Origin of the sequence: Streptomyces sp. WAC06614, from assembly GCF_003949795.1 — a bacterium.
GTDB lineage: Bacteria > Actinomycetota > Actinomycetes > Streptomycetales > Streptomycetaceae > Streptomyces.
This window is the reverse complement of the sequence record NZ_RPRY01000211.1, coordinates 1-12,134: the sequence shown is the minus strand read 5'-3', so window position 1 is coordinate 12,134 and position 12,134 is coordinate 1. Positions and strand designations below refer to the sequence as shown.

The 12,134-nt window shown below is 75.1% G+C and carries 11 protein-coding genes and 1 pseudogene; 4 read left to right on the top strand and 8 right to left on the bottom strand.

The features are described from left to right. Positions 1 to 78: 78 nt before the first annotated feature. The 4 genes and pseudogenes from EF918_RS24395 to miaA all read right to left on the bottom strand — a co-directional run. Positions 79 to 1,212: pseudogene (locus tag EF918_RS24395) on the bottom strand (HD domain-containing protein); the annotation flags it as partial. 139 nt (positions 1,213 to 1,351) lie between these two features. After that, positions 1,352 to 2,224 carry a diaminopimelate epimerase gene (gene dapF / locus EF918_RS24390; RefSeq protein ID WP_125650489.1) on the bottom strand — a complete coding sequence of 291 codons (873 nt, stop codon included), beginning with the start codon at positions 2,222 to 2,224 and terminating at the stop codon, positions 1,352 to 1,354. Positions 2,225 to 2,377: 153 nt separating this feature from the next. Next, the gene (locus EF918_RS24385) at positions 2,378 to 2,884 is read right to left on the bottom strand and encodes a hypothetical protein (protein ID WP_185921898.1); all 507 of its coding nucleotides are present in this window, start codon (positions 2,882 to 2,884) and stop codon (positions 2,378 to 2,380) included. 131 nt (positions 2,885 to 3,015) lie between these two features. Further along, positions 3,016 to 3,954, bottom strand: a complete 939-nt coding sequence (gene miaA / locus EF918_RS24380) for a tRNA (adenosine(37)-N6)-dimethylallyltransferase MiaA (RefSeq protein ID WP_125650485.1) — start codon at positions 3,952 to 3,954, stop codon at positions 3,016 to 3,018. Positions 3,955 to 4,118: 164 nt separating this feature from the next. Here miaA and EF918_RS24375 point away from each other — a divergent pair, with 164 nt between their 5' ends. Together EF918_RS24375 and EF918_RS24370 are read left to right on the top strand one after the other, a co-directional pair. Continuing rightward, positions 4,119 to 4,364, top strand: a complete 246-nt coding sequence (locus EF918_RS24375) for a hypothetical protein (RefSeq protein WP_125650483.1) — start codon at positions 4,119 to 4,121, stop codon at positions 4,362 to 4,364. Between the two features lie 23 nt (positions 4,365 to 4,387). Beyond that, on the top strand, positions 4,388 to 4,636 hold the full coding sequence (locus EF918_RS24370; protein WP_125650481.1) for an antitoxin: 249 nt from the start codon (positions 4,388 to 4,390) through the stop codon (positions 4,634 to 4,636). Positions 4,637 to 4,747: 111 nt separating this feature from the next. Here EF918_RS24370 and EF918_RS24365 read toward each other — a convergent pair whose 3' ends face one another. Both EF918_RS24365 and miaB read right to left on the bottom strand, forming a co-directional pair. Beyond that, on the bottom strand, positions 4,748 to 5,467 hold the full coding sequence (locus EF918_RS24365; RefSeq protein ID WP_125650478.1) for a class III extradiol dioxygenase subunit B-like domain-containing protein: 720 nt from the start codon (positions 5,465 to 5,467) through the stop codon (positions 4,748 to 4,750). Positions 5,468 to 5,534: 67 nt separating this feature from the next. Further along, positions 5,535 to 7,049 carry a tRNA (N6-isopentenyl adenosine(37)-C2)-methylthiotransferase MiaB gene (gene miaB / locus EF918_RS24360; protein WP_125650476.1) on the bottom strand — a complete coding sequence of 505 codons (1,515 nt, stop codon included), beginning with the start codon at positions 7,047 to 7,049 and terminating at the stop codon, positions 5,535 to 5,537. A 95-nt stretch (positions 7,050 to 7,144) separates the two neighbouring features. Between miaB and EF918_RS24355 the strand changes: the two genes are divergently transcribed. After that, positions 7,145 to 8,140, top strand: coding sequence for a TAXI family TRAP transporter solute-binding subunit (locus EF918_RS24355; RefSeq protein WP_125650474.1), 996 nt, complete (start codon positions 7,145 to 7,147; stop codon positions 8,138 to 8,140). Positions 8,141 to 8,257: 117 nt separating this feature from the next. Here EF918_RS24355 and EF918_RS24350 read toward each other — a convergent pair whose 3' ends face one another. Together EF918_RS24350 and EF918_RS24345 are read right to left on the bottom strand one after the other, a co-directional pair. Next, positions 8,258 to 9,181, bottom strand: a complete 924-nt coding sequence (locus EF918_RS24350; protein WP_125650491.1) for an ROK family protein — start codon at positions 9,179 to 9,181, stop codon at positions 8,258 to 8,260. A gap of 87 nt (positions 9,182 to 9,268) precedes the next feature. Further along, positions 9,269 to 10,300 carry a LacI family DNA-binding transcriptional regulator gene (locus EF918_RS24345; protein WP_125650472.1) on the bottom strand — a complete coding sequence of 344 codons (1,032 nt, stop codon included), beginning with the start codon at positions 10,298 to 10,300 and terminating at the stop codon, positions 9,269 to 9,271. 463 nt (positions 10,301 to 10,763) lie between these two features. Here EF918_RS24345 and EF918_RS24340 point away from each other — a divergent pair, with 463 nt between their 5' ends. Next, positions 10,764 to 12,017, top strand: coding sequence for a glycosyl hydrolase (locus EF918_RS24340; RefSeq protein WP_125650470.1), 1,254 nt, complete (start codon positions 10,764 to 10,766; stop codon positions 12,015 to 12,017). The last annotated feature ends 117 nt before the right edge of the window (positions 12,018 to 12,134 follow it).

Below are 12,134 nucleotides of genomic sequence, written 5' to 3'. Positions count from 1 at the left end.
CCGAGGGCGTGATCGCCGAAGTCATCGTCCGCACCCGGCAGATGCACCGGGTGCGCCGGGCAGGGCGGGGACGCTGGTGTACGGGTTGCCGAGGGCGACCACGCCGGCCTCGGCGACCCGGTGCATCTGCCGGGTGCGGACGATGACTTCGGCGATCACGCCCTCGGCGGTGGCGACGGCGGTGTGCAGGGACTGGTAGAGGTTGAACTTGGGCGCGGCGACGAAGTCCTTGAACTCGGAGACCACCGGGGTGAAGCAGGTGTGCAACTCGCCCAGGGCCGCGTAGCAGTCGGCGTTCTCCGCGACGAGGACCAGCAGCCGGCCGAAGTCGGAGCCGCGCAGTTCTCCGCGTTTGCGGGCCACGCGGTGGACGGAGACGAAGTGCCGGGGCCGGATCAGCACGTCGGCCTGGATCCCGGCCTCGCGCAGTACCGCCCGTACGGAGTCGGCGATGGCGGGCAGCGGGTCGCCCTCGCCGGCGTGGGCGGCGATCAGGGCGCGGGTGCGCTCGTACTCCTCGGGGTGCAGGATCGCGAAGACGAGGTCTTCCAGCTCGGTCTTGAGGGCCTGCACGCCGAGCCGTTCGGCCAGCGGGATCAGGACGTCGCGGGTGACGGTGGCGATGCGGACCTGCTTGTCGGGGCGCATGACGCCGAGGGTGCGCATGTTGTGCAGCCGGTCGGCGAGTTTGATGGACATCACGCGGACGTCGTTGCCGGTGGCGACGAGCATCTTGCGGAAGGTCTCCGGTTCGGCGGCGGCGCCGTAGTCGACCTTCTCCAGCTTGGTGACGCCGTCCACGATGAAGGCGACCTCGTCGCCGAACTCGGCGCGCACCTGATCGAGGGTCACCTCGGTGTCCTCGACGGTGTCGTGGAGCAGGGACGCCGTCAGGGTCGTGGTCTCGGCGCCGAGTTCGGCGAGGATCAGGGTCACCGCGAGCGGGTGGGTGATGTACGGCTCCCCGCTCTTGCGCATCTGCCCGCGGTGGGAGGACTCGGCGAGGACGTAGGCCCGGCGCAGCACCGACAGGTCGGCGTCGGGATGGTGGGCGCGGTGCGCCTCGGCGACGTGCCCGATGGCGTCCGGCAGGCGGTCGCGGGCGGTCGGCCCGAGCAGTGCGGCCCGGCCCAGCCTGCGCAGATCGAGGCGGGCCCGGCCGCGTCTGCGGACCTCGGGGCGTGAGTCGGGGTTCGTGGCCTCTGCACTCATGGGCACCTCCGGCGGCTTCGACCGGCGTCGGCGGGCAGGGGTGAGCCCTCAGGGCCGGTGTCTGATGCTACCGACCCCACCACGTGGCGCAGTCCGGCTCTCGCTGAGCGTGAAACGGATCACCCATGAGAGGGAATCCTCAGCCGAAAACCGTTTCGGTGAGCCAGGCCGGATCGAACTCTCCGGCGGCGATGATCACGGCCGGTCCGGTCATGTCGATCGCGCCGTCGGGGTGCTCGGTGACGACCAGGGTGCCGCCGGGCAGGTCGACGGTGTAGGTGGCGGGCTCGCCGGTGACGGCCGGGTCGGCGCCGTCGCGGCGGATGGCGGCGACGGCGACGGCGCAGGCGCCGGTGCCGCAGGAGCGGGTCTCGCCGGAGCCGCGTTCGTGGACGCGCATGGCGACGTGGCGGGGGCCGCGGTCGACGACGAACTCGACGTTCACGCCGTCCGGGTAGACCCCGGCGGGGCTGAACGGCGGGGGTGCGTACAGGTCGCCGGCCTGGTCGAGGCTGTCGACGAAGGCCACGGCGTGCGGGTTGCCCATGTTGACGTTGCGGGCGGGCCAACTGTGGTCCCCGACGGTGACGGTGACCTGCTCCTCGGGGAGGACGGCGCGGCCCATGGAGACCGTGACGTCGCCGCTCTTGTCGAGGTGGACCCGCTTGACGCCGCCGCGGGTGGCCACGGCGAGGTCGCCGGGCTCGACGTGGCCGGCGTACTGGAGGTAGCGGGCGAAGACGCGGACGCCGTTGCCGCACATCTCGGCGATCGAGCCGTCGCTGTTGCGGTAGTCCATGAACCACTCGGCCTCGTCGGCCAGGTGCCGGGCCTCGGGGTGGGCGGCGGACCGTACGACGTGCAGGACGCCGTCCGCGCCGAGACCGGCCCGGCGGTCGCACAGCCGGGCGACGGCGTGCGCGGGCAGGTCGAGGGCGTTGTCGGGGTCCGGCAGGATCACGAAGTCGTTCTCGGTCCCGTGGCCCTTGAGGAAGGCGAGTGCGCTGGTCACGGGCCCATCGTAGCCGGGGCGGCGGAGGCGGGCCGGGGGGATCCGCCTGGTGGGACGCCCGGCGCGGCGCGCGGTACGGGCGTACGGGACGCGGCGGCGCGCGGTACGGGCGTACGCGGGTGGTACGGCGTAGGCGCGTCGAGGCGTACGGGCCTACGGCCGCAGGCGGGCCACGCGCCAGACCGCCAGGGTGACCGCGGCCAGGGCGAAGAGGGCGTACAGCCCGACGATGCGCCAGTCGGGGCGGCCGCCGGAGCCGCGCGCGGGCAGGCCGGGCCAGGTGTAGCCGACGCGGCGGGCGGCCATCATGCCCCAGCCGCCGGCGCAGGAGCTGATCAGCAGGCCGAGCATGGCCACGACGGCGCCGCCGTCGCCGAACTCGAAGGCGAGCGGGAAGGCGAACATCAGCGAGCCCGCGGCGGCCAGCATCACGATCGGGGCGATCTGCCAGATCCGCAGCCGGCGCTGCGGGCGCAGCTCGACCTCGACCTCGGGACCGGAGACGTCGACCTCGCCGTCCTCGCCGGCGGCGAGGGCGTCGGGACCGTCCGGGGTCAGCCGGGCCGGGTCCGCGGGCAGCCCGAGCCCGTCCTGGAGCATCGGGTCGGCATCCCGCCGGGTGTCGTCGCCCTGCCCGGTGTCGCGAGGGCCGGCCTCCATCGCCACGCGCCCTCCCCACTCGGACTTCGTATACGGCAGTTCACCGCCGGTGGTGAAACCGGTGGAGTTTGATGATGGCACGGCCCAAGACCCCGATTTGCCCCTCGGGGCGTCCCGATGCCATCACGTGATCAGGCTGTGACCGCTCGTTCGACCAACGACTGCGCGAGCCGGGGGAGTTCCGCGCGGTCGGCGGCGGCCCCGCTGAGCCAGTGCACCCGCGGGTCACGGCGGAACCAGGAGTCCTGGCGGCGGGCGAACCGCTTGGTGGCGCGGACCGTCTCGGCGCGGGCCTCGTCCTCGGTGCACTCGCCCGCGAGCGCGGCCAGGACCTGCTGGTAGCCGAGGGCACGGGAGGCGGTGACGCCCTCGCGCAGGCCCTGGGCCTCCAGGGCGCGGACCTCGTCCACCAGGCCGGCGTCCCACATGCGGTCCACGCGCAGCGCGATCCGCTCGTCGAGCTCGGGGCGGGCGACGTCGACGCCGATCTGGACGGTGTCGTAGACGGACTCGTGGCCGGGCAGGTTGGCGGTGAACGGCTTGCCGGTGATCTCGATGACCTCCAGCGCCCGGACGATGCGGCGGCCGTTGCTGGGCAGGATCGCCGCGGCCGCGGCCGGGTCGAGGGACGCGAGGCGGGCGTGCAGGGCGCCGGGGCCGCACTCGGCGGCCTCCGCCTCCAGCCGGGCCCGGACGGCGGGGTCGGTGCCGGGGAACTCCATCGGGTCCAGGGCGCCGCGCACGTAGAGGCCGGAGCCGCCGACGAGGACCGGGGTGCGGCCCTCGGCGAGCAGCCGGTCGATCTCGGCGCGGGCGAGCCGCTGGTACTCGGCGACGCTGGCGGTGACGGTGACGTCCCAGACGTCGAGGAGGTGGTGCGGGACCCCGCCGCGCTCCTCGGTCGTCAGCTTCGCGGTGCCGATGTCCATCCCCCGGTAGAGCTGCATGGAGTCGGCGTTGACGACTTCGCCGTCGAAATGGCGGGCCAGGGCGACGCCGAGATCGGACTTGCCGGCCGCGGTGGGACCGACGACGGCGATGACGCGCGGGGCGGGGGCTGCACTTCTCACCGGTCCAGTTTCGCAAACGGAACGAGGTGGACCCGAACGGGTTACGTGACGGGGTCGGGGCGGGGTCGTTGCCCTGGCGAGGTTCCGGCCGGAAGGGCAGCCGGCACGGGCCGGTCCGTCCAGGGCGGAACTTCACCCGCACGAGTACCGTTGGAGGAGTAGACATGGGCGTTTTCAGCCGGTTCCGCCGCCGCAAGTCCGAGGAGTCGACCGAGGAGACCGCAGCAGCGGTGGCCCCGGACGGCCCGGAGGCCGAGGCGGACGTCGCCGAGGCCGCCGTGGCGGACACCGCGACGGCCGACGACGCTGCCGCCGGGGAGACGGACGCGCCGGGAGGCGTGGAGATCCCCAAGCAGCAGTCGGCCGGCGAGGCGGCGGACAGCGAGGCCGGGGAAGGCGCCCGTAGGTAGCTACGCCAAGGGGAAGGTGGCCCATGGGCTTTCTGGACCAGCTGAAGGACAAGCTCGCGCCCGCGAAGGACAAGGTCGGAGACCTCGCCCAGCAGCACCAGGGCAGGATCGGAGAGGGCCTGGACAAGGTCGTCAAGGTCGTCGACGAGAAGACCAAGGGCAAGTACCACGACCGGATGGCGACCGGTGCGGACAAGGCCAAGGGTGCCCTGGGCAAGATCGCGCACAAGGACTCCCCCGGCGGGCCGACCCCGCCGCCGGCGGCCTCGTGACGTGATCCCGGGAAGGGGCGCGGGACCCGGCAGGGTGCCGTGCCCCTTCCGCGTTCCGCGCTCCTTGTCCCGTGGTCGTCCGGCCCCCGGGTGGACGCGGCGCGGGGCGGCTCAGGACCAGGCGGCCACGAAGTAGCCGACCCCGTAGGGCGCGTCCTCGTACAGCAGCCGGCCGGTCAGGCCGCGCCCGGCGGCGGCCCCGGCCAGCACCTGCCAGGGGGCCCGCCCGGCCGCCTGGAGCTCCCCGGCGAGTACGGGGTCCAGCGCGGCCAGCGCCCCGGTGTCGGCGGCGGCCAGCGCCCGCCCGACCCCGGCGTCGAACCCCTCGGCGCGCTCGTCCAGATAGCCGGGGGCCTTCAGGGTGCGGCAGGCGCTGCCCTCGCCCAGGACCAGCATGGCCACACGGTCGCCCGAGCCGGCGAGGTCCTCGCCCAGCCGGGCGCAGGCGGCGGGTTCCAGGCCCGCGGCCACGGCCACCCCGGCGATCGGGGCGGCGCCCCAGCGGGCCTGTTCCAGCAGCCAGGCGCCGACGGCCAGGGAGGGGGGCAGGTCCGTGCCGGTGGCGTGCCCGGAGGGCTCCTCCGGCTCCGGGCCGAGCCGGACGGTCAGGTCGACCCCGAACCCGGCGAACGAGCCGCGGGTCCCCTGGTCGTAGGCCCCGCCCTGGGGCGAGGAGCCGACGACCACCAGCAGGTCGGGCCGGGACGCGGCGAGCACGGCCAGCGCGTCGGAGCAGGCGGTCCGGGCGGCGGCGAGTTCTTCGGCGGCCCCCTGCGCGAGCTGCGGCACGAGCAGGGGCGGAGCGGGACACACGGCGGCGGCTACGAGCATGATCGCAGCCTAGCCGCACGGCCCCGGCCGGGGCCGTGCGGCGGGGGATCGCTCGCGCCCGGCACGGTCAGGACAGGGCGCAGCCGCCGGTGGCGGCCGGGAGGGGGGCCGGGGCGCCGACGGTGGGCAGACCCAGGAGGACGCCGGCCGGCTTCGCCGCGGCGGCGGCGTTGCGCTTCTCCCAGGCGTCGCCGGACCGGGTGCGGCGCACGGCCGAGTCCGGGGTGGCACCCTCGGCGAGCAGGTGGTGCGGGGCGGCGTAGGTGATCTCGACGGTCACCACGTCGCCGGGGCGGACCTCGACGTCCGGCTTGGTGAAGTGCACCAGGCGGTTGTCGGGGGCCCGGCCGGAGAGCCGGTGGGTGGCGCCGTCCTTGCGGCCCTCGCCCTCGGCGACCATGACCTCCAGGGTGCGGCCGACCTGCTTCTTGTTCTCCTCCCAGGAGATCTCCTCCTGGAGGGCGACCAGGCGCATGTACCGCTCCTGCACGACCTCCTTGGGGATCTGGCCGTCCATCTCGGCGGCGGGCGTACCGGGCCGCTTGGAGTACTGGAAGGTGAAGGCGCTCGCGAACCGGGCCTCGCGCACGACGTGCAGCGTCTGCTCGAAGTCCTCCTCGGTCTCGCCGGGGAAGCCCACGATGATGTCGGTGGAGATGGCGGCGTGCGGGATGGCCGCGCGGACCTTCTCGATGATGCCGAGGAAGCGCTCCTGGCGGTACGAGCGGCGCATCGCCTTCAGGATCGGGTCCGAACCGGACTGCAGCGGCATGTGCAGCTGCGGCATCACGTTCGGGGTCTCGGCCATGGCGGCGATCACGTCGTCCGTGAAGTCGCGCGGGTGCGGGGAGGTGAAGCGCACGCGCTCCAGCCCTTCGATCCCGCCGCAGGCGCGCAGCAGCTTGCTGAACGCCTCGCGGTCGCCGAGGTCGGAACCGTAGGCGTTGACGTTCTGGCCGAGCAGGGTGATCTCGGAGACGCCCTCCGCGACCAGCGCCTCGATCTCGGCGAGGATGTCGCCGGGACGGCGGTCCTCCTCCTTGCCGCGCAGGGCGGGGACGATGCAGAAGGTGCAGGTGTTGTTGCAGCCGACGGAGATCGACACCCACGCGGCGTACGCGGACTCGCGGCGGGTCGGCAGCGTCGAGGGGAAGGCCTCCAGCGACTCCGCGATCTCGACCTGCGCCTCCTCCTGGACGCGGGCGCGCTCCAGCAGGACGGGCAGCTTGCCGATGTTGTGCGTGCCGAAGACGACGTCGACCCAAGGGGCCCGCTGGACGATGGTCTCGCGGTCCTTCTGCGCCAGGCAGCCGCCGACGGCGATCTGCATGCCGGGGCGCCGGGCCTTCATCGGGGCGAGCCGGCCGAGGTTGCCGTAGAGCTTGTTGTCGGCGTTCTCGCGGACGGCGCAGGTGTTGAAGACGACGACGTCGGCCTCGCCCTCGCCGGTGCCCTCGGGTGCGCGTACGTAGCCGGCGTCCTCCAGCAGGCCGGAGAGCCGCTCGGAGTCGTGCACGTTCATCTGGCACCCGTAGGTGCGCACCTCGTAGGTCTTCACAGTCGCCTCGCCCTCAACACTCACCCGACAAGGGTAAGGCCCCTGCGTGGGGCGGGGTCCCGGCCGGCCGCCCCGGCCTGCCGTGACAGGAGCGGCGGGCGGGTGGCAGGATCGCGCGCATGCCGTTCGTACTCCCCCGGGTCAGCAGGCGCCGCGCCGTGCGGGGCCTGCTCGCCGTGCTGGTCGCCCTCGGGGCGCTGGCGTGGTGGCTGTGGCCGTTCGGGCAGTCCGAGCCGACGGGCCGGCTGACCTTCAGCACCGGCGTCCCCACCGGGGTCTACCACCGCTACGGCGATCTGCTGCAGCAGGCGCTGCACCGGGACATGCCGGGGGTCGACGTACGGCTGGTGCCGAGCGAGGGCTCGCAGCAGAACCTCCAGCGGGTGGCCACGGGTGAGGCGGACGTCACCATCGCCACGGCCGACGCGGTGGCCAAGTACCAGACGGACCACCGGCCCGGCGCGGAGCGGCTGCGCGGGGTGGCGCGGCTGTACGACGACTACGTGCAGCTGGTGGTCCCGGCGGCCTCGCCGGTGCATGCGGCGGCGGACCTGAGGGGCAAGCGGGTGGCGATCGGCCAGCCGGGCTCCGGGGTGCGGCTGGTCTCCGAACGGCTGCTCACGGCGGCGAAGCTGGACCCGCTGCGGGACGTGACGACCGTGCCGATAGGGATCGACCAGATGCCGGCGGAGCTGCAGGCGGGGCGGATCGACGCGTTCTTCTGGTCCGGCGGCCTGCCCACCAACGCGGTGCGGGAGCTGTCGGAGCGCTACGAGATCCGGCTGGTGCCGCTGGGTGACCTGGTGGAGGCCATGCAGGGCGGCGGGGGCATGACCCGCTACTACCGGCCGGCGGTGATGCCGCAGGACGCGTACGCCCGGGCCCGCAACACCTCGGCGGTGGCGACCCTGGCCGTGCCGAACCTGTTGGTCACCACCGACCGGACCAGCGCGGGCCTGACGGAATGGTTCACCCGCACCGTCCTGCTCAGCCGCGACGGCATCGGCCACGAGGTCCACGCCGCCCAGCTCGTGGACCTGCGGACGGCGATCTACACGGACCCCCTGGAACTCCACGAGGGCGCGCAGCGCTACTACCGCTCGGTCAAGCCGTAACGCTGCGCGCGGGCGTGACCGGTGCGGGGGCGCAGCCCGGTCCGCTGACACCCCGCAGCCCTGGAGCCCTGCGTTCGGCGGGCCGGGGGTCCGGGCCCCCCGGGGCACGGGCGGGGGTCAGTGGAGGAGTTCGGTGGCGGCGGCGGCTGCGCCGATCAGGCCGGCGTCCGTGCCGAGCTGGGCCGGGACGATCTCCAGGCCGGTCACGAAGGACAGCGTGGCGTAGGTCGCCAGGTGGGCGCGGACCGGGCCGAAGAGGACCTCCCCGGCGGCCGCGACCCCGCCGCCGATCACCGCGATGTCCGTCTCGACCAAGGTGGCGGTGGCCGCGATGGCCGCGGCCAGGGCGCGCCCGGCGCGGTCGAAGGCGGCCACCGCGACGGGCTCGCCCGCCCGGGCCGCCGCCGCCACCCCGGCGGCCGTACGGTCCGGGCCGGTCCAGCCCTGGGCGAGGGCCCAGCGGGCGATGGCCGTGCCGGAGGCGATGGCCTCGACGCAGCCGCGTCCGCCGCAGGCGCAGCGTTCGCCGCCGACCTCGACGCTGATGTGGCCGATGTGACCGGCGTTGCCGGTGGGTCCCGGGTGGAGCCGGCCGCCGAGGACGAGCCCGCCGCCGACGCCGGTGGAGACCACCATGCACAGCGCGTTGTCGTGTCCGCGGGCGGCGCCCCGCCAGTGTTCGGCGGCCGTCATGGCCACCCCGTCACCGACCAGGACGGTCGGCACCCCGGCCCCGTGCCGCTCCAGCTCCGCGGCCACCCGCGCCTGGACGGGAAAGTCCCGCCAGGCCCTGATGTTGACGGGGCTGACCGTACCGCGGGAGGCGTCCACCGGGCCGGCGCTGCCGATCCCGCAGCGGGCCACGCCGGGCCACAGCGGGGACGTGGCGAGCTCGGCGACGACCTCGGCGACGGCCGCCAGTACGCCCTCCCCGTCCACTGCGCGCGGTGTCGGCCGGCGGGCCGTCACCGGCATCGAGCCGTCGGGGTGCACCAGGGCGCCGGCGATCTTCGTACCGCCGATGTCGATGGCGGCCGTCAGCCCGGCGGACGGGTCGCCCGCGCCGCCGCGCGACGTGGGGAGGGCCGAGGTGGAAGTGGTCACGTGTGCTCCTGGAAGGGGTCGCCTTCAGTATGCGGGCGGCGGCGGAGCGGTGCTCTCGCGGGGTTCGAGGCGGGGCTGTTCCGCCTGCCGCGCCCGCGGCGGGCCGCCGGCCAGGACGGCGAGCAGTTCCTCGGCGGCGAGCCGGCCGAACCCGGCCGTGTCGCGGACCAGGGCGGTCAGCCGGGGGTGGGTGACCCGGCACAGCGCGGAGTCGTCCCAGGCCACGAGCGAGAGCCGGGACGGGACGGGGATGCCGAGCCCGGCGGCGACCGCGGCGCCGGCGACGGCCATCACGTCGTTGTCGTAGACCAGCGCGGTCGGCGGCTGCGCTGCGCGCAGCACCCGCCGGGTGGCCTCGGCGCCCTCGGCGTCGGAGTAGTCGGTGGGCACCGAACGGACCTCCTCGGGCCCGAGACCGCGGCGGCGGGCCTCGGTGCGCAGGGAGGCGATCCGGCGGGCGGTGTGGGCGAGGTCGGGCAGGCCCGCGACATGGACGATCCGGCGGTGGCCGAGGGCGTGGAGGTGGTCGAGCACCTGGGCCATGGCGCGGGCGTCGTCCGCCCAGACCGAGGTCAGCGGCGGGGCGGGCCGCGGGTCGCCCACGCTGACGGCGGGCAGCCCGAGCCCGGCGAGCAGGGCGGGGCGGGGGTCGTGGGTCCTGGGGTCGACGACGAGGACCCCGTCCACCCGGCGCTCGGCCCACCAGCTGCGGTAGAGCGCGCACTCGGCGTCGAGGTCCTCGACCACCTGGAACAGCAGCGGGGTCCCGGCCGCCGAGAGGGCCTCCTGGATGCCGGTGACGAGTTGGAGGAAGAACGACTCCACGCCGAGGGTGTGGGCGGGCCGGGCGAGCACCAGGCCGACGGCGCCGACGCGTTCGCCGGACAGGGCGCGGGCGGCGCTGTCGGGCCGCCAGCCGAGCTCCTCGGCGACCCGGCGGATACGGGCGCGGGTCTCGCGGGAGACGCCCGGGCGGTCGTTGAGGGCGAAGGAGACCGCGCTCCCGGAGACCCCGGCCCGGCGGGCGATGTCCTTGATGGTGGGTCTGCGGCCCATGCCCCGTCCCGTCCCCTTCCGCTGCGTCCGGCGGAATTTCCCGGTGCCCGACTAAACCGCATGAGTCAGGCCAGCTTCAAGAGCCCCGGGGTGAGAGGAACTTGAGGAGCGGGCCGCTGATGACGGGCTTCGCCCGGGAGGGTGCGGCGCAGGGGCGGTGATCGCGCCAGGGGCCACCGGGCGCGGGCGGAGGGCGTGTTGACGCGGGCGGGGCGGGAGCGGAAGTGTGAGGACGCTGGGGACCCCGGTACGCCTGGCCCCCGGTACGCCGGTACGCCCGGACCCCGGTACGCCGGTACGCCCGGACCCCGGTACGCCGGTACGCCGGTACGCCCGGACCCCGGTACGCCTGCACCTCGGTACGCCCGGCCCCGGGACCCGGGCGACACCGGGACCCCTGCACCACGCCCGCGTCCGGTTCCGGCGAGGACCGGCTGCGCGCTTCACACCCAGGGACGGCCCCATGTCCGACGCAGTGCGCTTCGGCGTGAACTACACGCCGACCCGCGGATGGTTCCACCACTGGCTCGACTTCGACCTGTCCGAGGTCCGGGCCGACCTCGACTCGGTCGCGGAGCTCGGGCTGGACCACGTACGGGTGTTCCCGCTGTGGCCGCTGTTCCAGCCGAACCGGGCGCTGGTGCGGCCGCGGGCCGTGGAGCAGCTGGTCGCCCTGGCGGACGCCGCCGGGGAGCGGGGGCTGGACGTGGTCGTGGACGGCCTGCAGGGGCACCTGTCGAGCTTCGACTTCCTGCCGTCGTGGACCCGGACCTGGCACCGGCGCAGCCTGTTCCGCGATCCGGACGTGGTCGCGGCCCAGGAGGAGTACCTGCGCACGCTGGCCGGGGCGTTGGCGGACCGGCCGCACTTCCTGGGGATGACGGTCGGCAACGAGGTGAACCAGTTCGCCGACGTGACCCACCCCGACCCCGACCGGATCACCCCGGAGCAGGCGCAGGCCTGGCTGGAGCGGATGCTGGCGGCGTGCGCGCGGGGCGCTGCGGGGCGGTTCCACGTGCACGCCGAGGACGACGCGGTCTGGTACCGCGACGGCCACCCGTTCACGGGCGCGCAGGCGGCCCGGCTGGGCGCGGCCTCGGTGGTGCACGCCTGGGTGTTCAACGGCACGGCCCAGCGGTACGGGGCCGCCGGGGCGGCGACCGAACGGCACGCGGCGTACCTGGTCGAGCTGGCCAAGGCGTACGCGGTGGAGCCGGGGCGGCCGGTGTGGCTCCAGGAGGTGGGGGCGCCGGCGCCGCTGGTGCCGCCGGAGCGGGCGGCGGCGTTCGCGGAGGCGACGCTCGCGCACGTGCTGGACTGCCGGGACGTGTGGGGGGTGACGTGGTGGTGCTCGCACGACGTCGCGCGGGAACTGGTGGACTTCCCGGAGCTGGAGTACGGGCTGGGGCTGCTGACGAACGACCGCCGGCCCAAGCCGGGCGGCGTCGCGGTGGCCCGCGCCGCCGCGGCGCACCGGGCCTTGAGCGGCCCGGGCGCGGCGGTACGGACCACGGCGGTGGTCGCCGACGTCGGCGGCGCCGGGTCCGCCCCGCACCGCTCGGTGTGCGCCCCGGGCGGCCCGGTCTTCGAGGCCTGGACCCGCCTCGCGACGGAGGGCGTCCGCCCGGCGATCGTCCTGTCCGACCGCGCGAAGGACCCGGCCCACCTGTCGTCCCGGGGCATCACCGAACTCGTCCACCCCGACACCACCGGATGACCGCCCCCACCGCCGCGCGGCGAGCGGCGGCGTATGCGCCCCGGGCCCTTGGGGTCCGGCCCCGGCCGGGCGCGGTGGCGGGCGGGCCCCGGGCCCGCCTCCCGCCGGGCCGGGGCC

Bases quoted from the DNA above. Each gene is read 5' to 3' on its own strand.
- EF918_RS24365 (WP_125650478.1), bottom strand. From the start codon at position 5,467: ATGCTCGTAGCCGCCGCCGTGTGTCCCGCTCCGCCCCTGCTCGTGCCG.
- EF918_RS24370 (WP_125650481.1), top strand. From the start codon at position 4,388: ATGGGCTTTCTGGACCAGCTGAAGGACAAGCTCGCGCCCGCGAAGGAC.
- EF918_RS24375 (WP_125650483.1), top strand. From the start codon at position 4,119: ATGGGCGTTTTCAGCCGGTTCCGCCGCCGCAAGTCCGAGGAGTCGACC.
- EF918_RS24345 (WP_125650472.1), bottom strand. From the start codon at position 10,300: ATGGGCCGCAGACCCACCATCAAGGACATCGCCCGCCGGGCCGGGGTC.
- EF918_RS24355 (WP_125650474.1), top strand. From the start codon at position 7,145: ATGCCGTTCGTACTCCCCCGGGTCAGCAGGCGCCGCGCCGTGCGGGGC.
- EF918_RS24340 (WP_125650470.1), top strand. From the start codon at position 10,764: ATGTCCGACGCAGTGCGCTTCGGCGTGAACTACACGCCGACCCGCGGA.
- EF918_RS24385 (WP_185921898.1), bottom strand. From the start codon at position 2,884: ATGGAGGCCGGCCCTCGCGACACCGGGCAGGGCGACGACACCCGGCGG.